Consider the following 23,245-nt stretch of genomic DNA (forward strand, 5'->3'; position numbering starts at 1 on the left):
AATCGGCCAGGTGACTGAGCAAAATAATGAGCAATTAGTTGGCACCAACCGCGCCGATGCGCTGCCTAAGTCGTGGGAGCCGCAGGCCGTAGAGAAGGACCTCTATGAGGGCTGGGTAGAAAAGGGCTACTTCACTCCGGATGCGAATTCGGAGGCCGAGCCTTATTCCATCGTGCTGCCGCCGCCGAATGTGACCGGTCAGCTGCACATGGGCCACGCATTGGACCACACGCTGATTGATTCCATTATCCGCCGCAAGCGCATGCAGGGCTATGCCACCCTGTGGTTGCCCGGTGCCGATCACGCCGGCATTGCCACCCAGACCAAGGTCGAGGCCAAGCTCAAGGAGACCGAGGGCAAGAAGCGCTGGGATTATGAGCGCGAAGAATTCATTGGCAAGGTCTGGGAATGGAAGGAGCAGTACGGCGGCACCATCCAGGACCAGATGCGGGCCATTGGCGACTCCGTAGACTGGTCCCGCGAGCGTTTCACCTTGGATGATGGCCTCTCCCGCGCCGTCCAGACCATCTTTAAGAACCTCTATGATGAGGGCATGATCTACCAGGCCAACCGCCTGGTGAACTGGTCGCCGGTGCTAGAGACCGCAGTGTCCGATATCGAGGTAGTGTACAAGGACGTCGAGGGCGAGCTGGTGTCCATCCGCTATGGCTCGCTCAATGACGATGAACCGCACCTCATCGTGGCCACCACCCGCGTGGAGACGATGCTGGGTGACGTTGCCATTGCCGTCCACCCAGACGATGAGCGCTACGCCGACTTGGTGGGCAAGGAGCTGCCGCACCCGTTCCGCGATGACCTGACGCTCAAGATCATCGCCGATGACTACGTAGACATGGAATTCGGTACCGGTGCGGTGAAGATCACCCCGGCACACGACCCGAATGACTATGCAATGGGCACCCGACACGACTTGGAGATGCCTACCGTTATCGATACCACCGGCCACATTGCCAATACTGGCACCCGCTTCGACGGACTGACCCGCGAGGAAGCCCGCGTGGAGATCCGCGAGGCGCTGCGCGAGCAGGGCCGCATTGTTAAGGAAATCCGCCCGTACGTCCACTCCGTGGGCCACTCGGAGCGCTCCGGCGAGCCCATCGAGCCGCGCCTGTCACTGCAGTGGTTCGTGGACGTAGCCAAGATGGCCAGGGCCTCTGGCGACGCCGTGCGCGAGGGAGATACCACCCTGCACCCGCAGTCGCTCGAGCCGCGCTACTTCGAGTGGGTCGATGACATGCACGATTGGTGCATCTCCCGCCAGCTGTGGTGGGGCCACCGCATTCCTATTTGGTACGGACCGGAAGACGAGGACGGCCAGCGAGACATCGTCTGCGTCGGCCCTGATGAGGAACCGCCGGCAGGATACGAGCAGGATCCGGACGTGCTGGATACTTGGTTCTCCTCCGCACTGTGGCCGTTTTCCACCCTGGGCTGGCCAGAAAAGACCCCGGATCTGGAGAAGTTCTATCCCACCAACGTGCTGGTCACCGCCTATGACATCTTGTTCTTCTGGGTCGCCCGCATGATGATGTTCGGCACCTTTGCCGGCACCCACACCCCGGAGCTTTTGGGCGAGGGCACTGATGGCCGCCCGCAGGTTCCGTTCAAGGATCTGTACTTGCACGGCTTGGTCCGCGATGAGCAGGGCCGCAAGATGTCCAAGTCCTTGGGCAACGGCATTGACCCGATGGATTGGGTGCGCGATTACGGTGCGGATGCCCTGCGCTTTACCCTTGCCCGCGGTGCCAACCCCGGCGTGGACCTGCCGCTTGGCTCCGATGCCGCCGCGGCCGCCCGCAACTTTGCTACCAAGCTCTTTAACGCCACCAAGTTCGCGCTTATGAACGGCGCTGGAGTGTCCACGCTGCCGAACCGGGCGGAGCTTAGCGACGCCGACCGGTGGATCCTCGACCGCGCCGAAGAGGTTCGCGCCAAGGTGGATGCCTACCTGGATGACTACCAATTTGCCAAGGCCAACGAGCTGCTCTACCACTTCACCTGGGACGAGCTATGTGACTGGTACTTGGAGATTGCCAAGACCCAGATCCCGCGCGATGGCGTAAGCGAGCAGGGCCGCAATACCCAGATCGTGTTGGGCCGTGTGCTCGACGTTGTTCTGCGCCTGCTGCACCCGACCATGCCATTCGTCACCGAGGTGCTGTGGAAGGCGCTGACCGGCGGCGAGTCCATCGTCGTGGCACCATGGCCAACCGTTGCCGATACCAATGGTGGCGCCACCAAGGATGAGGTGGCCGCCCGCCGCATCGAGGACGCCGATAAGCTCATCACCGAGCTGCGCCGCTTCCGCTCCGACCAGGGCGTAAAGCCTTCCCAGAAGGTGCCGGGCCGCCTCGACTTTGCCGCAGCGGATCTCGCCGGCCAAGAGGAACTGGTGCGCAATCTGGCCAATACCACCGCCCCGGGCGAGGATTTCGATCCTTCCGCCTCCATCGAGGTACGCCTTTCCCAGGCCACCGTGGAGGTCACCCTGGATACCCACGGCGCCGTGGACGTAGAAGCCGAGCGCAAGCGCCTAGAAAAGGACCTGGCCAAGGCCAATAAGGAACTGGAGCAGACCGGCAAGAAGCTGGGCAACGAGAACTTCTTGTCCAAGGCACCGGAAGAAGTGGTCAATAAGATCAAGGAGCGCCAGCAGATCGCCCGCGAAGAGGTCGAGCGCATCACCAGCCGTTTGGAGGGCCTGAAGTAGTGGCGGATAAGGACAAGGAGACAGAGGACTTCGAAATCGTCGATGCCCTCAAAGAAGGCACCGATGGTGGCCCGGTGGAAATCACCGAGTCCGGCCTGACGCTCAACTTGGGCATGGGCAGCGAGGATGAGTACAACGAGGCCGCACCACAAGAGGTGTCGGCCGAGGAATTGCGCGCCCTTGCGGAGGTAGAAGAAGAACTCAACGAACGCTGGCCGGAGACCAAGATTGAGCCTTCCCTTGATCGCATCGAGATGCTCATGGATCTACTCGGCCACCCTGAACGTTCCTTCGATGTCATCCACATTGCCGGCACCAACGGCAAGTCCTCTACCGCGCGCATGGTGGATTCGCTCCTGCGGGCCTTCCACCGCCGCGTCGGCCTGGTCACCAGCCCGCACCTGCAGCGCGTTACCGAGCGCATCGGCATCGATGGCCAGCCCATCCATCCGCGCGATTATGTGCGCATCTGGCACGAGATCAAGCCTTTTGTGGAGATGGTCGATGCCCAGTCGGACGTTCCCATGTCCAAGTTCGAGGTCCTCGTCGGCTTGTCCTATGCCGCGTTTGCCGACGCCCCCGTGGACGTCGCCGTCGTCGAAGTCGGCCTCGGCGGCCGGTGGGATGCCACCAACGTGGTCAATGCGGACGTCTCCGTCATTACCCCGGTGGGCTTGGACCACACGGATTACTTGGGCGATACACTCGCAGAGATTGCTGGTGAAAAGGCCGGCATTATCAAGCCGCGCGAGGATGCCGATGATCCGCTGACCCCGAATGAAAACATCGTGGTCATCGCCGAGCAGGATCCGGAAGCAATGCGGGTTATCCTGCAGCAGGCCGTGGACGTGGAGGCGGGTGTCGCCCGCTCCGGCTCCGAATTTGCTGCCCTCGAGTCTCGCATCGCCGTCGGTGGTCAGCAGGTCAACATCCAGGGCCTTGGCGGCCTGTACGAGGATATTTTCCTGCCCCTGCACGGCGAGCACCAAGCCAAGAATGCTGCCGTGGCTCTTGCTGCGGTGGAGGCGTTCTTCGGCGCCTCGGCCGGCCACCCGCTGGATGTTGCGACCGTGCGCAATGGTTTTGCCCAAGCGATTTCGCCCGGCCGCCTGGAGCGCGTGCGCACCTCGCCGACGACGTTTATTGACGCCGCCCATAATCCACATGGCGCCAAGGCACTAGGTGCTGCACTGGACCGCGATTTCGACTTCGCCCGCCTCATCGGTGTGCTCTCGATCTTCGCGGATAAGGACGCTACCGGCATCCTTACCGCGCTAGAGCCGTACCTCACCGAGGTAGTCATCACCCAAAACTCCTCGCCGCGCGCCCTCGATGCCTACGACTTGGCAGAGACCGCCCGCGATATCTTTGGCGAGGAGCGCGTACACGTAGCCGATAACCTGCCGGGCGCCTATGCCCAGGCCGTGGAGCTTGCCGAGGACGCCGAGGTCCAGTCCGGCTCCGGCATCATCATCACCGGGTCGGTCGTCACCGCTGGTGATGCCCGCGCGATGTTTGGAAAGGAACCTGCATGAGTCGCGACAATCACCACCCAGGCGGAGAGCGCCAACCCCGCCCGCCCCGCAGCAGCCGTGCCCGCGGCCGCGAGGAACATATCCCTGAAAGCGAGATCGGACCCCTCGGCATGGGCCAAGCCCCAGTCAAGGACCCACTTAAAAGCTTCAACGGGATGGTCATTGCCAGCTCCCTGACCATGGAGGCGCTCGCCCTATCCTTCGCACTGCCGATGCTGTACAAGCTGTATGACGGTACCTTGTGGACCCCCTTCAACTACGGCTTTGTCATCGCCGCAGTGGTATTCCACCTCGTGATGATCGCGTTCATGAATAAGAAGTGGGCGCTGTCTGTCATCGTATGGGCGCAGCTGTTGTGCGTCATTGTGGGCTTTATGGTCCACTGGGCCGTGGCCGCCATCTTCATCATCTTTGGCATGGAGTGGCTGCTGGCCGTCTACCTGCGCAGCAACCTCATCGCCCGCATGAAGCGCGGATACCTCACCACGCAGCACCTCAACGAGAAATAGCACGGTAGCCTTGACGCCTTCGGCGAGTGGGCAAGACGCGATAGACTGGCGGCCATGCGCACTCTCTATCTCGTCCTTGCCGCACTCGCCTGCGTCGCCGCGGTGGTAGCCCGCGCCGCTACGGGAACGCCGTGGCTACCGCTAGTCGCCCTCATTATTGGCGGCGTTTTTCTGGTTTTGGCCCTGCGGAGCAACTTCGAGCCGGCCAAAGAAGCCACCTTCGAGGATTTGGATAAGGAACAGCGCGCGGAGCTGCAACGCCTGCTGACCAATGGCCAGTTTGGCGCCGCAGTAGGCCAAGTGCGCCTGTGGTTTCGGGGCACCTCGCAGGAGCGTGCCGAAGAGATAGTTAAACAACTCGCATAGCCCTGGACCCCATACTTTTACCCCAAAGGAATACCCCAGCGCGCGACGCATGCGTGCGGTTTCGGTACAGTGTGGGGCATGACTGAACGTACACTGATTCTCATCAAGCCGGACGGCGTAAAGAACGGCCACGTAGGCGAAATCATCTCCCGCATCGAGCGCAAGGGCCTGAAGCTGGCCGAGCTCGACCTGCGCGTTGCTGACCGCGAGACCGCGGAGAAGCACTACGAGGAGCACAAGGATAAGCCATTCTTCGGTGACCTCGTCGAGTTCATCACCTCCGCACCGCTTATCGCTGGTGTTGTCGAGGGCGAGCGCGCCATCGAGGCATGGCGCCAGCTGGCCGGTGGCACCGACCCGGTCTCCAAGGCCACCCCGGGCACCATCCGCGGCGACTTCGCTCTGACCGTTGGCGAGAACATCGTGCACGGCTCTGACTCCCCTGAGTCTGCAGAGCGCGAGATCGCTATCTGGTTCCCGAACCTCTAAACGTCTGCGCACTTAGCGCATCGTTCAGCCCGAGCCTGTAGGCTCGGGCTTTATTTATTGCTTGACCCATAAGCCCAGACGTAGAGCCGCAAACCGAGTATCCGGCCCTATCCTGAATAAATATTGCAACGGCAAAGCCGCAAATACGTAGAGAGGCAGAACTTAAGCAGGGGTTTGTTCTGGGAGTTGAAGGTGCCTAACGCGGCAGATCATTGCTGAGGATATTGCACGCGAGGTCATTCACTTCGCAGACTAGGACTGGAGTTCTCCTAATCGAAGGAGAGTAACTGGCGCAGTGTGCGGAAGGCTTCCTTTTGCACTCGATGGGTAACGGTACGGCCCGATTGTTGCTTGATTAAAAGACCGGATTTCCTCAACTTACCGAGGTGATGAGATACCGTCGGTTGGCTAAGGCCGGAAAGCGCGGTCAACTCCGTAACACTCATCGGGCCGCAGCCCTCGTCGCACAATATGGATAGCAGGCGCAGGCGGGCTGGGTCAGCAAGTACTTTAAATTGCTGGGAAAAGCGGAGGGAGTCGCCCTGGCTGAGCGGGCCACTGCTCAGGGAACAGCACTGTGCATCCGGGGTGTTGTCGGCATTGCTAGGGGAGGAGTCCATGCACACAGTATAAGGAGCCTTCCTCCCACTCCGTTATATTGACGAGTATCAATATGGGTGATTAAAGTACTGATCGAAAGTTGAATTCCTCGTCGCACAAGGAGAGCCATGGCCGTTACGCAACGCCCAAAGTTGTCATTTCTCGATAGATTCCTTCCCGTTTGGATCATCATGGCCATGGCTGTGGGGCTATTGATAGGCCACTTCCTGCCAGGCATTGGAGAAGCACTGTCTGCTCTAGAGGTTGGCGGTATTTCTCTTCCAATCGCGCTGGGCCTGCTAGTTATGATGTATCCGCCCCTGGCTAAAGTCCGCTATGAAAAGACCCGAGATATTGCTGCCGATGGCCGGTTGATGGTGGTATCGATTGTGTTGAACTGGCTGGTGGGGCCTGCAGTGATGTTCACCCTGGCGTGGATATTTCTTGCCGATCAGCCAGAGCTGCGAACCGGCCTGATTATCGTTGGACTAGCCCGTTGTATCGCAATGGTCCTAGTGTGGTCTGATCTCTCCTGCGCCGATCGGGAGGCCACCGCCGTTCTTGTCGCCATAAACTCTGTATTCCAGGTAGCCATGTTCGGTGTGCTGGGATGGTTCTATTTGCAGATTTTGCCAGGGTGGTTGGGGCTAGATACCACCTCTGCTGATTTCTCTTTCTGGTCTATCGTCACCGCGGTCCTCGTATTTTTGGGAGTCCCCCTGCTGCTTGGTGTGCTCTCACGGGTCTTGGGTGAGAAAGTCAAAGGCCGCGAATGGTTTGAAAACCGCTTCCTTCCGGCAGTTTCTCCCTTGGCGATGATCGGCTTGCTCTATACCATTGTGTTGCTGTTCTCCCTGCAGGGAGAACAGTTGGTAGCGCAGCCCACGGCGGTGATCAAGGTTGCGATTCCGTTGGTCATCTACTTTGTTGGAATGTTTTTCCTAGCTTTGGGTGTAGCAAAGGTAGTGGGAATGAACTACGCGCAATCCGCTTCCGTTGCGTTTACCGCAGCTGGTAATAATTTCGAACTAGCCATCGCGGTTTCCATTGGCACTTTTGGGGCGGCGTCGGCACAGGCTCTCGCCGGTACCATCGGGCCGCTTATTGAAATTCCGGTACTTGTCGGACTCGTGTACGTAATGCTCTGGATAGGGCCGAAGCTTTTCCCCGGAGACAAAAGCTTGCCAAATTAACGCCGGCCCACTTGATACAAACAGCGAACCCCAGTCGGCGTGATGGTGATGGTCCACTTTGCGGGCGCGGTGCGCAGGCCCATTCGGCTTAGCTTCACCAGGTCCGCCTTTGCCAAAGCATCGAGGTGCTCGCATAGAGGGTCGAGGTCTACCCGCATGAACTTCGAGAGGGCAGTGGAATTAATCGTGTTTCCCTGCACCGCGCCGGTGGCGACGAGGGCGGTGAGGATGTCCGAGTGGGCGTCGGCAAGCTGCAAACGAGCCTCCGTAACCCCGTCGAGCGGGTCCTTTTCCAAAATCTTGTTGATGCGGCGCCGGCCGATGCGGAAGGACTGAGAAAACATGCCCCATATGCCCAGCGGCAAGCCAAAGGCCCACCATGCCCCGGACAGAATTCCGGCAACGGGCGGGGCCAGCTCTACCTCTGGAAGCAGGTTGGCCGCGCTCAGTGGTGCCATGATCAATGGCGCAGCTATCGGGATAAACGGGGCGATATAGGCAATCGTGGGATAGTCGCCATCGCGGAATTCCTCTTGCGCAGCGTTGATGCCGCGCGGGTAATTGCGGATGAGGTGCACCAACCCCAGCACCGCAAAAACGGCAAAAACACCGGCTCCCATCAACATATAATCCACGCCTGTGTTGGCGAAGCCAACGGCAAAGCCGGCCGGCACGCCGAAGTAAAGTGCCGAGCGCACTGGGACTTCATTGCGGTGCCGATGCTGCGCCAGTTCGCGGGCGGGGATTCGTGCTAGTTCTGCCACGCTGCCAACATAACACCGCCTGCCAGCCTGGCCGCGTTTCTGTGACACAATGGGGGATAGCGCGTACGAGACGCGGCATAACTTCATATCCCACAAACTTTTATAGCGCACAGAAAACCTCGTGCGGCGGCGGTGCGGTCTCTGACCGTGCCTGCGCCCGAGGCCGCGCCCCATAGAGACGATATACAGGAGTAAGCCCGAACATGGTGGCACAGAACTCTCAAGAAACAACTGAAAGCCTCAAGGCAGCGGCGCTTTTGGCCCAGAACCTAGACCGCAGCCAACTCAAGGACAAGACCCGCGTGTATTCCCTAGCCAAGCAGCTGGGGCTTTCCTCGCGCGAGTTGGTGGCACAGCTTAAAGACATGGGCTTGAAAAAGAGCGCGCAAAGCTCTCTTTCCCGCGAGGAAGCAGGCCAGGTGCTCGATGCTGTGGCGAATGCCGCTGCGGTTGCCGACGCCCCCTCGGCCCAATCCTCCACCTCCCGCACCGCCGATTCCGCTGCGGAACCGGCCGAAGAGCCAGCCAAGAAGCCTGCGAAAAAGCGTGCCAAGCGCGCCCGCAAGGCCACCCGTAAGTCCGCTGCCGCAGCGCCTAAAAAGGCAGCAGATGTCTCAAAGGCAGCAGAGCAGTCCGCGGAAGAGGAAGAGCACCTGCGCCATCGCGTGCGCAAGAACGTGGACAATGAGATCTCCCAGATCGAAGACAAGGTAGAAGCTTCCCTCGCCCACGCTGCGGCCGAAACCGCTGATCCCGCAGATGAACAGGAAGAAAAGGCAGAGGAAGCACAGGCCGGCACGCTCGATACCGGCACGGTCGATGCGGCAAAGCTGCACGAGGCACTTGCAGAGGCAGGCGAGGATTTCGAGGATGACTACTATGCTCCGCACATCGTCCCGCGCGCTGAGTCCGAAGAAGACTCTGGTCACTATGACTTTGCGCCCATCTTCCTAGCCCCGCAGCAGGACGGCACGCCGGTCTCTGGAAGTGCCATTGAAGAAGTAGAGGAAGGTTCCTCTGATAGCGATGACAATGACGGCAGCGATACGGAGAACGACCACGCACAAGGCAACTCCGCGGCCAGCCGTGGTTCTAGAAAGTCCGAAGGTCGCCGCCGTGGCCGCCGCGGCGCGTCCCGCGGACGTGGGGCCGACTCCAACCAGGGCGAGCAGGTAGATGAGCCCGAGCACATCGAAGAACCTAAAGCCATCCGTGGTTCCACGCGCATCGAGGCTCAGAAGCGCCGCCGCGCGGAATTGCGCGAGAAGGGACGTACCCGCCAGCACATCGTCTCCCAAGCGGAGTTCCTTGCCCGCCGCGAAGCTGTGGAGCGCACCATGGTGGTGCGCGATAAGGAGCGCGAGGACGGCGCCGGCATTATCACCCAGGTGGGCGTGTTAGAAGATGACCTGTTGGTCGAGCACTTCGTGACTACCGAGTCCCAGGCCTCGCTCATTGGCAATATCTACTTGGGCCGCGTTCAAAACGTGCTGCCGTCCATGGAGGCGGCCTTCGTGGACATTGGACAGGGCCGAAACGGCGTGCTCTACGCCGGTGAAATCGACTGGCGCAAGACCAAGCTGCACGGGCGCGCCCGCAAGGTAGAAAACGCCCTGAAGTCTGGCGACCAGGTGCTGGTGCAGGTGGCTAAGGATCCCATCGGTCATAAGGGCGCGCGCCTTACCACCCAGATTTCCCTTGCTGGCCGCTATTTGGTCTACGTTCCCGGCGGCCGCAGCGCCGGCATTTCCCGCAAGTTGCCTGCCCCAGAGCGCAAGCGCTTGAAGGATATCCTCGGCCGCGTGGTGCCAGGCGATGGTGGAGCGATCATCCGCACCGCCGCCGAAAACGTACCGGAAAAGGCAATCGCTACCGACGTCAACCGCCTGCACAGCCGGTGGGAGGACATCGTGGCACACGCTAAGAAAGAAAAATCCTCCAAGGGCGCCAAGCCGGTGACCATGTATGAAGAGCCGAACATGCTCATCAAGGTGGTGCGCGATCTCTTCAACGAAGACTTCACTGAGCTCATCGTCGATGGCAAGCGTTCCTTTAACACCGTCCGTGCTTATGTGGATTCCATGGCGCCAGACCTTGCGGACCGCGTGGTGCGCTACCGTGCCAAGGACCACGGCGGGCAAGATGCCTTCGAGGCTTACCGCATTGATGAGCAGCTGCATAAGGCGCTCTCGCGCAAGGTATGGCTGCCCTCCGGCGGCACGTTGGTCATCGACCGCACCGAGGCCATGACCGTCATCGACGTCAATACCGGCAAATTCACCGGTTCCGGCGGCAACCTAGAGGAAACAGTTACCCGCAATAACCTCGAGGCGGCCGAAGAAATCGTGCGCCAGATGCGCCTGCGCGATTTGGGCGGCATGATCGTCGTGGACTTTATTGATATGGTCCTGCCGGAAAACCAGGATCTGGTGCTGCGCCGCCTGAAGGAAGCCTTGGGCCGCGATCGCACCCGCCACCAGGTCTCGGAGGTGACGTCGCTGGGTCTGGTGCAAATGACCCGCAAGCGCCTCGGCACCGGCTTGGTAGAAACGTTCTCCACCGAGTGCGAGTGTTGTAACGGCCGTGGCATCATCATTCACCAGTATCCGGTGGATGAGGCCGAGGACGAGCAGCGCTCCAAGCATTCTGGCCGCAAGCCCAAGGCGCACAAGAAGCAACACCACGATCCGCAGCAGCACCCGGCTGCGGTGGCGATGCATAAGCACGAGCTTGACGACGCCGCCGAAAGCTCCTCCAAACCTAAGCGATTCAAGAAGACCCAGGCACCGGTCTACGGTACCGAGAGCGAAGAGGCCGCACAGGAATCTGCGAAGACGTCGCTGGAAGATCTCGTAGCGAACGTCGTTGTAGATGAGCGCGGTCCGGCTCAGTCGCACGCTGGATCGGAAGAGCACAGCGGGGACCATGACCGCAACAAGGAGCGCGGACGTGGACGCGGTCGCCGCCGTGCGCGCAAGCACACCCAGACTGAGGTATCCGATATCGAGGCCATCGCGTACGCCGCGGCGGATAATGCTGCCGAGAGTGACGAGGTGCAGGAATTTAATTCCTACGTCCCCGATGCGGATACGGACGCCGACTCGGGCGCTATTGCGCAGGTACACCCAGGTGCCGGGGCGGGCTCCAAGCGTGGCAAGAAGCCGCGCCGGGCGACGCGCCGGTCTAAGGCCACGCGTGCAGCTGCAGGCGGCGAGCAGAAGATTACCGAGAAGGCAACGGCTACGGAGACGGCAATTGAAAAGACCTATGACGAGGCAGTAGCTGAGTTTGAGGCTTCCCCGCGCCGCAAGCGCCGCACCCGCGGAAATTCGCGCTCCGATAGGCGCCCGCAGCCGCAGGATTTCGCGGTCTCCGGTGAGCAGGACTCTGTCGACGCCGACGATAATGCCAACGGCGCTGAAGCCCAGCGCGGAGAGAAGAGCTCGCGCGAAGAGCGCAAGGCTCGCGGGCGTGGCCGCCGTCGTGCGGTGCGCACCCGGCAGGCCACGCATCGGACCACCTCGCGCGTGCCGCACGAGGTCAAGGAAAAGGCGCAGGAGCACGAGCACAAGCAGGCGGGCGGGTCCGCCGAGCAGCGCCATGAAAAGGCCGCTGGCGCCGCGCGTGCGGGGCGCGCCGGTGGCAAGGGCCGTGGGCGTCGCCGTGCCGTGCGACAGGCCGCTCCTAAAAAGGCGGTAGCAGAGAATCCGAAGGCAGCGAAGACCACACAAGGCCGTTCGACGCAGCAGGGTGGCTCGCCGGATCGTTCCGATGCTGGCCAGCGGGCGACCACGGGCGATACCAAGGTGCTGCGCCGCGGAAAGAAGAGGGCGGTGCGCAAGAAGGGGGCGTCGGCAAGCGTCAAGGCCCCAAAGGCGCAGGATAACGCAGGGCAGAAGCAGTCTTCTGCGAGCGGTGCGCACAAGGAGACGTCGCGCGCTAAGTCTGGGCGCGGCCGACGCCGCGTAGCACGGCGAAGCACGTCTTAGGGCTACGCCACGCGGGCACAAAAAGCGCGGTTTGTATTTTGTGCCCGCTACGGGGTAGTCTTTGACAGTCGCTGTTTAGTACTCACGACGCTGGATCAGTCCGACACTCACTTAGTGAGCTGTGCGGGCATGTTCGCGCGGGAACTAAACGCAATGTGTAAGTGTCCATTCGGAACGCGGCCTCCCCGGTTGCTTCCGAGCGAGTTTAGATAAGGGGTAACCCTCTATGTACGCGATCGTCAAGACCGGCGGCAAGCAGTACAAGGTTGCTGAAGGTGACCTCGTCAAGGTCGAGAAGATCGAGGGTGAGCCAGGCTCTGCCGTAGCTCTCACCCCGGTTCTGCTCGTCGATGGCGCCGATGTTAAGTCCAAGGCTTCCGACTTGGAGAAGGTTTCTGTCTCCGCAGAAATCGTTGAGCAGGGTAAGGGCCCGAAGGTCGATATCCTGAAGTACAAGAACAAGACTGGTTACAAGAGGCGTCTGGGCCACCGTCAGCCTGTGACCACCTTGAAGATCACCGGTATCAAGTAAGCCTTAACCGGCTGTAATTATCCCTAAAGGAGGGAAAACCACATGGCACACAAGAAGGGTGCTTCCAGCTCCAGCAACGGTCGCGATTCCGAGTCCAAGCGTCTCGGCGTCAAGCGCTTCGGTGGTCAGCAGGTTAATGCCGGCGAGATCATCGTGCGTCAGCGCGGTACCAAGTTCCACCCAGGTGAGAACGTAGGCCGCGGCGGCGACGATACCCTGTTCGCGCTTGCAGCTGGCTCCGTTGAGTTTGGTATCAAGCGTGGCCGTCGTATGGTCAACATCGTTCCGGCTGAAGAGGTTGCTGCAGAGGCAACTGCCTAATTAAGGCCGATGAGGTTAATCCTCGAGTCTGCCCCAGTGAGGGTGGCTCGAGGATTTTCTGGTTTTGTGGATACCGAAACGAGGCTCCACCCGGATAATAGATACACCACGCTAGCGGACACAACCGATGGGATGGTCGACTAGGTAGGCGGACTCAATCCGGTTGCGGTTGGAGTCCAGCCCAAGATACGCATTACACTGGCGGGGACAAAGATTTAACTAACGGAGGGTTTGACCATGGCACGTTTTATTGACCGCGTTGTCCTGCACCTGCAAGCAGGCGACGGTGGACACGGCTGTGTGTCTGTCCACCGCGAGAAGTTTAAGCCTTTGGGCGGCCCAGATGGCGGCAATGGCGGCCACGGTGGCGACATCATCCTCGAGGTAACTGAGCAAATCCATACGCTTATGGATTTCCACTACCGCCCGCATATTAAGGCGCAACGCGGCGGCAATGGCGCCGGCGATATGCGCAATGGTGCTCGCGGTGAAGACCTGATTTTGGAGGTCCCGGCTGGAACGGTGGTTCGCACCGAAAAGGGCGAAACCTTGGCGGACCTTACTGTTCCGGGAACGCGGTTTGTGGCTGCAGAAGGCGGGTTTGGCGGTCTGGGCAATGCCGCATTGGCCTCAAAGAACCGCAAGGCACCGGGCTTTGCTCTCCAAGGTGAGCCAGGCCAAGCACATGATCTGATCCTTGAGCTGAAATCTATGGCGGATGTAGGGCTGGTGGGCTTTCCATCGGCTGGCAAGTCCTCGCTCATCTCGGTGTTATCGGCCGCAAAGCCCAAGATCGGTGATTATCCTTTTACCACGCTGCAGCCGAACCTCGGCGTAGTGGATATGGGAGATAGCTCCTTTACTATCGCGGACGTGCCGGGGCTTATCCCAGGCGCGGCCGATGGCAAGGGTCTCGGTCTAGACTTTTTGCGCCATATTGAACGCACGGCGGTGCTTGCCCATGTGGTAGATACTGCCACCATTGAGCCCGGCCGTGATCCGGTCTCTGATATTGAGGCGATGGAAAATGAGTTGGCAAAGTACCAGGAGGCTTTGCAGGAAGATACTGGTTTAGGGGATCTGCGTGAGCGCCCGCGTGTCATCATCTTGAATAAGGCAGACGTGCCTGAGGCCGAAGAGCTGGCGGAATTTGTCAAGGATGATCTGGAAGATAAGTTTGGCTGGCCTGTCTTTATTATTTCGGCCGTCGCTCGCAAGGGTCTGGATCCGCTGAAGTTCCGGCTCATGGATATGGTGACTGAGCACCGCAAGGCCCAGCCGTTGCCAAAGAAGGATAAAAACCACACCGTTATCCATCCCAAGGCCCAAGGCCATAAGAAGCATACTGGCGCGTTTGCTGATTTCACCGTCAAGGCCGATCCGGATGTCGAAGGTGGCTTCATTGTTGAGGGTAAGAAGATTGATCGCTGGATTACCCAGACTGACTTTGAAAATGATGAGGCAGTGGGTTTCTTGGCGGACCGCTTGGCCAAGGCTGGTGTGGAAGATGAGCTGCGCGCGCAGGGTGCTGTAGAAGGCTGCCCGGTAACCATCGGTGGCATCACCTTCGAGTGGGAGCCGATGACCGGCGGCGATCCAACGATGGCTAGCCGTGGCGAGGACGCCCGCCTGAAGGGCACGGGCCGTGTCTCCGCCGCCGAGCGCAAGCGCGCCTCTCAGGCGCGTCGCGGCCTTATCGATGAATACGATTACGGCACCGATGAAGAGGTCACCCGCGAGGGCGCTAACCGCGATAGGTGGCAGGGCTAGTCCCCGGACCCCCTATTCTTGGGGTGTGCTGGAGGGTGGGCTTTGTAGACTCGGTTGGCATGTCTTCTGATGAACAGAAAGAACCCATCCTTCCGCTTCCGGTAGAGCCTTTTGACGGACCTACCGCGGATACCCCTTTCCCGGAACCGCTCGATGAAAATCCGGTGGCGTCCGGTTTTGAATCGGATCTCCGCCGCGACATCGCGCAGGCAAAGCGCGTGGTGGTCAAGATTGGTTCCTCTTCTCTCACGGATGAAAATTTCCGCGTTTCTCAAGAAAAGATCGATCACATCGTTGATGCCGTCCATGCGCGCATGGGCCGCTCCGATGTCATTATCGTCTCCTCCGGTGCGGTTGCCGCAGGTATGGGCCCGCTCGGCCTGCACCAGCGCCCTACCGATTTGGCTACTAAGCAGGCCTCCGCGTCCGTCGGCCAGGTGCACTTGGCCTCTGTGTGGGGCCAGTCCTTTGCGCGCTATAAGCGCACCATCGGCCAGGTCCTCCTCACCGCCTCCGATACGGGGCACCGCGACCGTGCCCGCAATGCGCAGCGCACCATTGATCGCCTGCGCCAGCTGCGCACCATCCCCATCGTGAACGAGAACGATGCGGTGGCGACGTCGGAAATGCACTTTGGTGATAACGATCGCCTCTCTGCGCTGGTGGCCAACCTGGTGGGAGCGGACGCGCTCTTCCTCTTCTCTGACGTGCCTGGTTTGTACGATAAGAACCCCGCCGAGCCGGATGCCAAGTTCATCGATGAGGTGCGCACCGGCAAGGACCTGAAGGGCGTTGTGGCTGGCGATGGCGGAAAGGTCGGCACCGGCGGCATGGCCACCAAGGTCTCCGCGGCCCGCCTGGCCACCCGCGGCGGCATTCCAGTTCTGCTGACCTCCACGGATAATATCGGCCCCGCGCTTGCCGACGCCTCCGTGGGCACCGTCTTCCACACCCGCGAGGAACGCCAGCTGTCCGCCTGGAAGTTCTGGGCGCTCTACTGCGCCGATACTGGCGGAGCCGTCCGCCTTGACGAGGGCGCCAAGGAGGCCGTCACCAAGGGCGGCACCTCGTTGCTCGCCGTCGGCATTACCGACGTGCAGGGCGAGTTCAATAAGGGAGAAATCATCGATATCCTGGGCCCGAATGGTGAGGTCATCGGCCGCGGTGAAGTCCGCTTTGACTCCGAGGAGCTCCAGGCCATTAAGGGCAAGAAAATGGAAGAGCTTCCTGAGGAGCAGCGCCGTTCCGTCGTCCACGCGGACTACCTCTCCAACTTCGCCTCCCGCATCTAAACCCAGGGCTGAAATTCCCCGTATGGTTGGGGCATGAAATATTTCATGGGACCGGAAACCTGGCAGCCGATGGTAGAAGACATCGAGGCTGCCGGGCACCAACGCGTAAGCAGCATCGAGGACGCCGAGGTCTATATCAATAATGCGCCTAACCCGCGCCGCATCCCCGAGATGCCGGCGAATATCGGCTGGGTGCAGCATTGTTATACCGGCGTCAATCAGCTCATCGATGCAGGCGTCATTACCCCAGACGGCGTGCCATGGTGCAATTCCGCGGGCGCCTTTGCCCAGCCAGTGGCCGAGTCCGCACTCGGGTTGGCCCTTTCCCAGGCGCACCACCACAAGGCCTTCGCCCAAGCCGCTACCTGGTCGGTGTCCAAGGAGCTGGATGAATCCCAGGCGTGGCTCTATGACCAGCAAGGGCCGAAGAAGGTGGCGATCTTTGGCGCAGGGGGCATCGGCAAGCAGCTCATTAAGCTCCTCAAGCCCTTTGGCGTGCACATTACTGCCGTCAATCGCTCTGGTCGCGCGGTGGAAGGCGCCGATGAGGTCGTGCCCATGGACCAAGCTGAAAGCGTATGGGGTGAGGCGGATTTCATTTTCTGCATTCTGCCGGCCACCAAGGACACCGAGAGGCTTATCGATGCCGCCACCTTCCGCGCCATGAAACCCTCCGCCATCTTCATCAACGTCGGCCGTGGCAGCACCGTGGTAACCGAGGATCTCGTGGCAGCCCTGCGCGAAGGCGAAATCGCCGGCGCCGGCTTGGAGGTTATGGATCCCGAGCCGCTGCCCGATGGCCACCCGCTTTATGACCTTCCTAATTGCACCATGACGCCGCACATGGCCGCCTCCGCGCACGTGGCGCAGTACCACCTGGGCGCTATCTTCAACACCAATGCCGCCGCGTGGGAGAGGGGAGAGGCCATGCCCACCCGCGTCGATGCGGAGGCTGGCTACTAATGAAGTACGCGATGGTGCCCACCCCGTGGGAGGAAACCCTGCAGGCCCTCGATGCTGCCGGCCACGAGCGTGCCCCGCTGGAGGAGGCCGAGGTGCTCATCTTCAACGGCGGTCCAGATGATTTCCCACAGCCCCTGCCGCCGAACGTGGGCTTGGTGCAGGTTCCTTTTGCCGGGGTGGACCATCTGCTCGGCGTCATGCGCGATACCACCGCCCGCTGGTCCAACGCGGCCGGGCTTTATGATGCCACCGTGGCCGAATCCACCATTGCGCTTCTGCTCGCGCAGTTGCATGCGCATAAGCGCGTGGGGACGAGCTGGAATAACCGCGATGAGGTGGAGGCGCACACCAGTTTCCTTTTTGAGGACAAGACGGTTGCGGTGGTGGGTGCTGGGGGCATCGGCAAGCGGCTTATCCGCATGCTAGAGGGCTTTGGCCTGCGCATCATTGCGGTCAATCGCTCCGGTAATCCGGTGGAGGGCGCCGATGAAACCTTCGCCACGGCCGACATCGAGCGCGTCTGGCCGGCCGCCGACTATTTTGTGGCGCTTGCGCCGCTCACGGACCAGACCCACCAGCTATTCGACGCCGCTGCCTTCCGCGCCATGCCCAGCCACGCAGTGGTAATTAACGTCGGCCGTGGATCGCTCGTGGACACCGAGGCCCTTGTTGGCGCTCTTCGCGCCGGCCATATCGCCGGCGCCGGCCTAGATGTCACCGACCCCGAGCCCTTGCCCGATGGGCACCCGCTGTGGGACATGCCCAACGTAGTCATCACTCCGCATCTGGCCAATCCGCCGTATTCGGTGCGCAGGCGTATCGGTTCGCATACAGCTAAGGTCATCGAGCGCTTCGCCGCAGGCGAGGCAATCCCCACGGAAGTAGATATTGAAGCTGGCTACTGATGGACAGCCCCGGTAACCGCGCTGACGATGGCCAGCTCAACCCGACCGCGGCTGAGGTTGCGGATATGAGGGAGCGCTGGAAGAAAGTAAAGACGGTCGATTATGCTGCCTGGGCAGCCACCATTCTTTCCGTTGTGCTCGGCTATTTCTTCTTCCACTGGACCTATTTCTGGGTTATCCCGATCATCTGTTTTGTATGCTCGGTCGGAGCCCGCCACGTTTATAATCTGAGCTATTTTGAGGAGGAATACCTCATGTTCGAGCGGAAGGACGAGAAGCGCCGCCGCCGTGCATCCGACTAGCGCCGCCGCGAGCTCGGCTAATAAGTAGGCCACCGCGCGAGTGCTTGCTGCCCAACCGGCTGAAATGCGCGTGGCCTTTCGTTAGGCTGGTATGACATGAGCAACACTGAACGCGAAGAAGTTCTGTCCAAAGCCCGTGCTGCCAAGGACGTAGCGCCCGTCGTAGCGCAGCTGTCCACGCCGCGCAAGAATGAGATCTTGCAGCGCGCAGCCGAAAACCTCATTGCCCACACCGAGGATATCCTCGCCGCTAATAAGCAGGACATCGAAGCCGGCCGCGAGCGCGGCATGTCCGAGTCCCTCATTGACCGCCTGTCCCTTGACGCCGCGCGTGTGGAGGGCATCGCCGGTGGCCTGCGCCAGGTAGCTGGCCTGCAGGACCCAGTAGGGGAGATCCTGCAGGGCCGCACGATGGATAACGGCATCCAGATGAAGCAGGTGCGCGTCCCGCTCGGCGTGATGGGCATGGTCTATGAGGCCCGCCCGAATGTCACCGTGGACGCCTTCGGTCTGGCCATTAAGTCCGGCAACGTGCCCCTGCTGCGCGGCTCTAAATCCGCACGCAACTCCAATGCCAAGCTGGTAGAAATCCTGCAGGATACCCTCGCCGAGTTTGACCTTCCGCGCGAGGCCGTGCAGCTCCTGCCGTGCGAGACCCACGATTCCGTCCAGGATCTCATCACCGCTCGCGGCCTGGTGGACCTGGTCATTCCGCGCGGTGGCGCCAAGCTTATTGAGGCCGTCGTCACCGGTGCCACCGTCCCAGCAATTGAGACCGGCACCGGCAACTGCCACTTCTACGTGGACGCCTCTGCGGACCTGAACAAGGCCATCGACATGGTCATCAACGGCAAGACCCGCCGCACCTCCGTGTGCAACTCCACGGAGTGCGTGCTTATCGACGCCGCCTTGGACGACTCCGCCAAGCTGCGCATCATCACCGCGCTGCAGGAGGCGGGCGTGACCATCCACGGCGACGTCGCCGAGCTCGAGGCCTTCGGCGTCCAGGATGCCGTACAGGCCACCGATGAGGACTGGCGCGAAGAGTCGCTGTCCATGGATATCTGCGCCAAGGTGGTCGACGGCGTCGACGGTGCCATTGCCCACATCGCCGAGTTCACCACTGGCCACACCGAGGCCATCGCCGCGCAGGATGCCGACGTCCTAGTGAAGTTCGGCAACGAGGTAGATGCCGCCGCGGTCATGCTCAACGCCTCTACCGCTTTCACCGATGGCGAGGTCTACGGCATGGGCGCCGAAATCGGCATTTCCACCCAGAAGCTGCACGCCCGCGGCCCAATGGCGCTGCCGGAGCTCACCTCTTCTAAGTGGATCCTGCAGGGTACCGGACAGACCCGCCCCTAGTGGTGCGGCTATAATCACCACCCATGACTAGCCCACAGCGCATCGGCATCATGGGTGGCACCTTTGATCCCATCCACAATGGCCACTTGGTAGCGGCCAGCGAGGCCGCCCACCGCTTTGCCCTCGATACCGTCGTCTTTGTTCCCACCGGCCAGCCGTGGCAAAAGTCCCACCGCGACGTCACTGCGGCCGAGCACCGCTACTTGATGACGATGGTGGCCACGGCCTCCAACCCGCGCTTTACCGTCTCGCGCGTAGACATTGACCGCGAGGGGCCCACCTATACCATCGATACGTTGCGCGACCTGCGCGAACTCTTCCCAGAAGCGGAGTTCTACTTCATCACTGGAGCCGACTCGCTGGCCTCCATCATGAGCTGGCATAACTGGGAAGAGATGCTGGAGATGGCGCACTTTGTGGGCGTGACCCGCCCCGGCTATGAATTAAGCGCCGATATGCTACCTGCCGATGCGCAGGAGGCTATCGATCTTATCGACATTCCCGCCATGGCCATTTCCTCCACGGCGTGCCGCGAACGCGCCGGGCAGGGGCAGCCCGTGTGGTACCTCGTTCCGGATGGGGTGGTGCAGTACATCACCAAGAACAATCTCTATGGGCCTAACCCAGATAAGCCCCTGTAGAAACTTCCGCGGCCTTCCCCAGATTTTGGGCACGGGCCTGCTAAACGTGCAAGAATAGACTCTCACTAGAGATAGTTCATACCGAATATACTCAGACGCGAAAAGGGAATTTTTACACATTGTCTACTTCTGATCTCGCCCGCCGCATGGCAGAAACCGCGGCCCACGCCGCGCAAGAAAAGCTGGCCACCAATATCGCGGCCATTGATGTCTCCGATGTCCTCGCTATTACCGAGGTCTTCGTGCTCGCATCTGCAGATAACGAGCGTCAGGTCGGCTCCATCGTGGATGAAGTCGAAGACGAAATGACTAAGCAAGGCTTCGAGCCGCAGCGCCGCGAGGGCAACCGCGAGAACCGTTGGGTGCTGCTGGACTATGGCAATATCGTCGTCCACGTTCAGCGCAATGACCAGCGTGAGTTCTACGGCTTGGACCGCCTGTACCACGATTGCCCAGCACTGGAGATCGAGGGCATCGAGGCCCCAGAGCGCCCGGGCGAATGGACCAATGGCGTCAACCCGCGCGAAGTTGATTCCATCGACGAGCTCCCACTGGCCGATAAGGTCCCTGGTGAGGACGAGGAGCTTTAAACTCGCATGAGCCGCCGCCTGATCCTGATCCGCCACGGGCAAACTACCTATAACGCCACTGGCCGCATGCAGGGCCACTTGGACACCGAGCTGTCCGAGCTGGGCTATGAGCAGGCCCGTGCCGCCGCGCGCCTGCTGCAGGATCAGGGCGTGTCTAAAATCGTTGCCTCTGACCTCATCCGCGCGCGCGAAACCGCGCGCGTGGTCGCCGAGGCCCTCGGCATGGATTTCACCACGGATGCCCGCCTGCGCGAGACGCACCTAGGCCAGTGGCAGGGCAGAACCTCCGCCGAGGTAGATACCGAGTTCCCTGGCGCGCGCGCCATCTGGCGCCACGACCCCACTTGGGCCCCGCCGCAGGGCGAATCCCGCGTGGACGTGGCCGAGCGTGCCCGGCCTGTCGTCGATGAGCTCATGGCAGACTTCGGTGGCTGGGACCAAGGCCCCGTCCTCATCGTGGCCCATGGCGGCGCTATCTCGGCGCTGACCTGCCACCTGCTGGGCCTTGACCATGCGCAGTACGGGATCCTTTCCGGATTGAAAAATACCCACTGGTCGCAGCTGACGGCCCGCCCGGACTTTAATCCGGAAACGCCGCTATCCTCGCTGGAGTTCACCCCAGATAATGTGGGCAGCGCCCAGTGGTATTTCGACGGCTGGAATATGGGCGGCGAGGTCACCGGGGACGGCGGGGCGGATATCTAGTGACGATTCGCGTCATTACGGATTCCTCCGCGGGCCTGCCGCCAGAGTTGGCGGAGCAGCTATCCATCACGGTCATTGACCTCCACCTCATGGAAAGCCACGGCAAAGATGGTCTGGAGCGCTCCACCTCGGGCTTGAGCGCGCTGGAGCTGGCCGCCGCCTACGGCCGCGAAATGGAGCGCGCCCAAGATGAGGGAGTGGTGGCCATTCACCTGTCCAAAGAGCTATCTTCCACTTATTCCGCCGCGGTATCGGCCTCCGGCGTCTTTCCGCACACGGTGCGGGTGATTGACTCCGGTTCGGCCGGCATGGCCATGGGTGCGGCCGCGATGTCCGCGGCTAAGTTGGCCTCCCGCGGCGCCAGTCTGGACGAGTGCTACGCAGCGGCCATCGATACCCTCAAACGCGCGGCTACCTGGGTTTACCTGCATTCCACGGAGGACCTGCGCCGCTCTGGCCGCCTTTCCCCGGCCACGGCTGTGTTGTCTACGGCGCTGTTGGCTACCAAGCCGATTATGTCGATTACCCGTGGCAAGCTGGAGCTGGTGGGCAAGACCCGCACCCAGACCAAGGCTTTTACCAAGCTGGTGGACCTCATCGCCTCCCGCGCGGACGGTGAGCCGGCCTTTGTCGCCATCCAGCACAACCAGGCCGAGGACGCGGCCGCCAAGTTGGAGGCGCTCCTTGCAGTAGCGCTGCCGCAGGGTTCGTCCTTTATTTGCATTCCGCTTAACGACGTCCTCTCTGTCCACGCCGGCCCCTCCGCCATCGGCGTCTCCGCCGTGTTTAGCTCCGAGCCGCCCGCGGAACCTGTGCATTCTCACACACGTGGTCGACCTCGCGCCTTCCCGCCGCGCCGATCTGTGGATAACTAGACCCATCGCGCCGGGTTAGTTGACGCCCACAACAAGTTATCCACAGCCCACCTTCGCTCGACCTACCACTTGTTTGCGCCCGCGCTTAGTCTCAGCGCCATGGCGGCACCCAAGATCAGCGAACGACTCCGCGAGTTTACCCAACCCACCGGCGAGGAAGAGCTCCTCGCCGTCGATTACCCGCGCCCGCGACTGCGCATCAGCCCCTGGCAGGCCTGCGCAGTGGCGGTCATTCTCGTTATCTGTGTGGTGGTCTGGCTCGGCATCAATGCGCGCTCCGAAGAATCCTCCGGCATGCCCGAGCCTGCGGCTATGAGCCCAGGCGTGGCCCCGAGCGACGAACCCAGTGAAATCATCGTTTCGGTCATCGGCGAGGTGGCTGAGCCCGGACTGAAAACGCTCGAGCCCGGCGCGCGCGTGGCCGATGCCCTTGACGCCGCCCAGCCGCTACCAGGCGCCGAGACTCTGGCTCTCAACCATGCCCAGCGGCTTTCCGACGGCCAACAGCTCCACATCCTGCCCTCCGGCGCCGCCCCGCCTCCCGCACCCGGCGAGCCCGCCCCAGCCGGCGGCAACTCCAGCGGCCCCGGCGGTGGCGCTAGCGGCAGCGGCGTGAGCCTCAATAGCGCCACCGCCGAGGAGCTCACCGAACTCAAGGGGGTCGGCGAGGTGACCGCGCAAGCCATCGTGGCCTACCGCGAAGAGCACGGCGGTTTCAAGAACGTAGAAGAGCTCCTCGAGGTCTCTGGCATCGGGCCGGCGAAGCTGGCGCAGCTTAAAGACCAGGTCCAGCTCTAGCCCGTACTCG

The 23,245-nt window shown here is 61.3% G+C and carries 22 protein-coding genes; 20 read left to right on the forward strand and 2 right to left on the reverse strand.

What is annotated here, in order from left to right:
- Positions 1-10: 10 nt before the first annotated feature.
- The 5 genes from BKN05_RS00250 (at position 11) to ndk (ending at position 5,630) form a co-directional block, all read left to right on the forward strand.
- A complete protein-coding gene (locus tag BKN05_RS00250; RefSeq protein ID WP_286687612.1) occupies positions 11-2,731 on the forward strand; it encodes a valine--tRNA ligase in 2,721 nt (906 codons plus the stop codon).
- Positions 2,731-4,266, forward strand: a complete 1,536-nt coding sequence (folC, locus tag BKN05_RS00255; RefSeq protein ID WP_239273964.1) for a bifunctional tetrahydrofolate synthase/dihydrofolate synthase — start codon at positions 2,731-2,733, stop codon at positions 4,264-4,266. The genes BKN05_RS00250 and folC overlap by 1 nt, the downstream gene beginning before the upstream one ends.
- On the forward strand, positions 4,263-4,775 hold the full coding sequence (locus tag BKN05_RS00260) for a DUF4233 domain-containing protein (protein ID WP_049377216.1): 513 nt from the start codon (positions 4,263-4,265) through the stop codon (positions 4,773-4,775). The genes folC and BKN05_RS00260 overlap by 4 nt, the downstream gene beginning before the upstream one ends.
- 54 nt (positions 4,776-4,829) lie before the next feature.
- Entirely contained in the window at positions 4,830-5,141 is a 312-nt protein-coding gene (locus BKN05_RS00265) for a hypothetical protein (protein ID WP_049377215.1), read from the forward strand.
- A 78-nt stretch (positions 5,142-5,219) separates the two neighbouring features.
- Complete coding sequence (ndk, locus tag BKN05_RS00270) at positions 5,220-5,630, forward strand: nucleoside-diphosphate kinase (protein WP_005324068.1); 411 nt, start codon at positions 5,220-5,222, stop codon at positions 5,628-5,630.
- 269 nt (positions 5,631-5,899) lie between these two features.
- Here ndk and BKN05_RS00275 read toward each other — a convergent pair whose 3' ends face one another.
- Positions 5,900-6,250: an ArsR/SmtB family transcription factor gene (locus BKN05_RS00275; RefSeq protein ID WP_225746552.1), complete on the reverse strand. Its 351-nt coding sequence runs from the start codon at positions 6,248-6,250 to the stop codon at positions 5,900-5,902.
- 108 nt (positions 6,251-6,358) lie between these two features.
- On the opposite strand from BKN05_RS00275, the gene arsB reads away from it, so the two are divergent.
- Positions 6,359-7,423, forward strand: a complete 1,065-nt coding sequence (gene arsB, locus BKN05_RS00280) for an ACR3 family arsenite efflux transporter (RefSeq protein ID WP_286687613.1) — start codon at positions 6,359-6,361, stop codon at positions 7,421-7,423.
- Here arsB and BKN05_RS00285 read toward each other — a convergent pair.
- The gene (locus tag BKN05_RS00285) at positions 7,420-8,187 is read right to left on the reverse strand and encodes a hypothetical protein (protein WP_049377211.1); all 768 of its coding nucleotides are present in this window, start codon (positions 8,185-8,187) and stop codon (positions 7,420-7,422) included. The genes arsB and BKN05_RS00285 overlap by 4 nt on opposite strands.
- Positions 8,188-8,390: 203 nt before the next feature.
- Here BKN05_RS00285 and BKN05_RS00290 point away from each other — a divergent pair, with 203 nt between their 5' ends.
- The 14 genes from BKN05_RS00290 (at position 8,391) to BKN05_RS00355 (ending at position 23,235) form a co-directional block, all read left to right on the forward strand.
- Positions 8,391-12,176 (forward strand): translation initiation factor IF-2 N-terminal domain-containing protein, encoded by a 3,786-nt coding sequence (locus BKN05_RS00290; protein ID WP_286687614.1) that lies wholly within the window; start codon positions 8,391-8,393, stop codon positions 12,174-12,176.
- A 226-nt stretch (positions 12,177-12,402) separates the two neighbouring features.
- Positions 12,403-12,708 (forward strand): 50S ribosomal protein L21, encoded by a 306-nt coding sequence (gene rplU / locus BKN05_RS00295; RefSeq protein WP_049377209.1) that lies wholly within the window; start codon positions 12,403-12,405, stop codon positions 12,706-12,708.
- A 42-nt stretch (positions 12,709-12,750) separates the two neighbouring features.
- Complete coding sequence (gene rpmA, locus BKN05_RS00300) at positions 12,751-13,029, forward strand: 50S ribosomal protein L27 (protein ID WP_005324079.1); 279 nt, start codon at positions 12,751-12,753, stop codon at positions 13,027-13,029.
- Positions 13,030-13,266: 237 nt separating this feature from the next.
- A complete protein-coding gene (gene obgE / locus BKN05_RS00305) occupies positions 13,267-14,799 on the forward strand; it encodes a GTPase ObgE (protein WP_286687615.1) in 1,533 nt (510 codons plus the stop codon).
- 59 nt (positions 14,800-14,858) lie between these two features.
- On the forward strand, positions 14,859-16,091 hold the full coding sequence (gene proB, locus BKN05_RS00310; RefSeq protein WP_286687616.1) for a glutamate 5-kinase: 1,233 nt from the start codon (positions 14,859-14,861) through the stop codon (positions 16,089-16,091).
- Between the two features lie 33 nt (positions 16,092-16,124).
- The gene (locus BKN05_RS00315; RefSeq protein ID WP_286687617.1) at positions 16,125-17,054 is read left to right on the forward strand and encodes a D-isomer specific 2-hydroxyacid dehydrogenase family protein; all 930 of its coding nucleotides are present in this window, start codon (positions 16,125-16,127) and stop codon (positions 17,052-17,054) included.
- Entirely contained in the window at positions 17,054-17,959 is a 906-nt protein-coding gene (locus tag BKN05_RS00320) for a D-isomer specific 2-hydroxyacid dehydrogenase family protein (protein WP_286687618.1), read from the forward strand. Before BKN05_RS00315 ends, BKN05_RS00320 begins: the two co-directional genes overlap by 1 nt.
- The gene (locus tag BKN05_RS00325) at positions 17,959-18,261 is read left to right on the forward strand and encodes a hypothetical protein (RefSeq protein ID WP_286687619.1); all 303 of its coding nucleotides are present in this window, start codon (positions 17,959-17,961) and stop codon (positions 18,259-18,261) included. The genes BKN05_RS00320 and BKN05_RS00325 overlap by 1 nt, the downstream gene beginning before the upstream one ends.
- Positions 18,262-18,357: 96 nt before the next feature.
- Positions 18,358-19,626 carry a glutamate-5-semialdehyde dehydrogenase gene (locus BKN05_RS00330; RefSeq protein WP_286687620.1) on the forward strand — a complete coding sequence of 423 codons (1,269 nt, stop codon included), beginning with the start codon at positions 18,358-18,360 and terminating at the stop codon, positions 19,624-19,626.
- Positions 19,627-19,649: 23 nt separating this feature from the next.
- Positions 19,650-20,267, forward strand: coding sequence for a nicotinate-nucleotide adenylyltransferase (gene nadD / locus BKN05_RS00335; RefSeq protein ID WP_005329234.1), 618 nt, complete (start codon positions 19,650-19,652; stop codon positions 20,265-20,267).
- 146 nt (positions 20,268-20,413) lie between these two features.
- The gene (gene rsfS / locus BKN05_RS00340) at positions 20,414-20,857 is read left to right on the forward strand and encodes a ribosome silencing factor (protein ID WP_179387589.1); all 444 of its coding nucleotides are present in this window, start codon (positions 20,414-20,416) and stop codon (positions 20,855-20,857) included.
- A gap of 6 nt (positions 20,858-20,863) precedes the next feature.
- Entirely contained in the window at positions 20,864-21,562 is a 699-nt protein-coding gene (locus BKN05_RS00345) for a histidine phosphatase family protein (RefSeq protein ID WP_286687621.1), read from the forward strand.
- Positions 21,562-22,437: a DegV family protein gene (locus BKN05_RS00350; RefSeq protein ID WP_286687622.1), complete on the forward strand. Its 876-nt coding sequence runs from the start codon at positions 21,562-21,564 to the stop codon at positions 22,435-22,437. The genes BKN05_RS00345 and BKN05_RS00350 overlap by 1 nt, the downstream gene beginning before the upstream one ends.
- 99 nt (positions 22,438-22,536) lie before the next feature.
- Positions 22,537-23,235, forward strand: a complete 699-nt coding sequence (locus BKN05_RS00355; protein WP_198491919.1) for a ComEA family DNA-binding protein — start codon at positions 22,537-22,539, stop codon at positions 23,233-23,235.
- The last annotated feature ends 10 nt before the right edge of the window (positions 23,236-23,245 follow it).

This window comes from Corynebacterium sp. S5S1 (assembly GCF_001913985.1).
Classification (GTDB): domain Bacteria; phylum Actinomycetota; class Actinomycetes; order Mycobacteriales; family Mycobacteriaceae; genus Corynebacterium; species Corynebacterium marquesiae.

What these genes read in the sequence shown, in the direction of transcription:
- BKN05_RS00320 (WP_286687618.1), top strand. Translation starts at nt 17,054, where the DNA reads ATGAAGTACGCGATGGTGCCCACCCCGTGGGAGGAAACCCTGCAGGCC.
- rpmA (WP_005324079.1), top strand. Translation starts at nt 12,751, where the DNA reads ATGGCACACAAGAAGGGTGCTTCCAGCTCCAGCAACGGTCGCGATTCC.
- nadD (WP_005329234.1), top strand. Translation starts at nt 19,650, where the DNA reads ATGACTAGCCCACAGCGCATCGGCATCATGGGTGGCACCTTTGATCCC.
- BKN05_RS00330 (WP_286687620.1), top strand. Translation starts at nt 18,358, where the DNA reads ATGAGCAACACTGAACGCGAAGAAGTTCTGTCCAAAGCCCGTGCTGCC.
- obgE (WP_286687615.1), top strand. Translation starts at nt 13,267, where the DNA reads ATGGCACGTTTTATTGACCGCGTTGTCCTGCACCTGCAAGCAGGCGAC.
- BKN05_RS00315 (WP_286687617.1), top strand. Translation starts at nt 16,125, where the DNA reads ATGAAATATTTCATGGGACCGGAAACCTGGCAGCCGATGGTAGAAGAC.
- BKN05_RS00290 (WP_286687614.1), top strand. Translation starts at nt 8,391, where the DNA reads ATGGTGGCACAGAACTCTCAAGAAACAACTGAAAGCCTCAAGGCAGCG.
- BKN05_RS00265 (WP_049377215.1), top strand. Translation starts at nt 4,830, where the DNA reads ATGCGCACTCTCTATCTCGTCCTTGCCGCACTCGCCTGCGTCGCCGCG.
- ndk (WP_005324068.1), top strand. Translation starts at nt 5,220, where the DNA reads ATGACTGAACGTACACTGATTCTCATCAAGCCGGACGGCGTAAAGAAC.
- rplU (WP_049377209.1), top strand. Translation starts at nt 12,403, where the DNA reads ATGTACGCGATCGTCAAGACCGGCGGCAAGCAGTACAAGGTTGCTGAA.
- BKN05_RS00325 (WP_286687619.1), top strand. Translation starts at nt 17,959, where the DNA reads ATGGACAGCCCCGGTAACCGCGCTGACGATGGCCAGCTCAACCCGACC.
- arsB (WP_286687613.1), top strand. Translation starts at nt 6,359, where the DNA reads ATGGCCGTTACGCAACGCCCAAAGTTGTCATTTCTCGATAGATTCCTT.
- BKN05_RS00355 (WP_198491919.1), top strand. Translation starts at nt 22,537, where the DNA reads ATGGCGGCACCCAAGATCAGCGAACGACTCCGCGAGTTTACCCAACCC.
- BKN05_RS00260 (WP_049377216.1), top strand. Translation starts at nt 4,263, where the DNA reads ATGAGTCGCGACAATCACCACCCAGGCGGAGAGCGCCAACCCCGCCCG.
- BKN05_RS00345 (WP_286687621.1), top strand. Translation starts at nt 20,864, where the DNA reads ATGAGCCGCCGCCTGATCCTGATCCGCCACGGGCAAACTACCTATAAC.
- proB (WP_286687616.1), top strand. Translation starts at nt 14,859, where the DNA reads ATGTCTTCTGATGAACAGAAAGAACCCATCCTTCCGCTTCCGGTAGAG.
- rsfS (WP_179387589.1), top strand. Translation starts at nt 20,414, where the DNA reads ATGGCAGAAACCGCGGCCCACGCCGCGCAAGAAAAGCTGGCCACCAAT.
- BKN05_RS00275 (WP_225746552.1), bottom strand. Translation starts at nt 6,250, where the DNA reads ATGGACTCCTCCCCTAGCAATGCCGACAACACCCCGGATGCACAGTGC.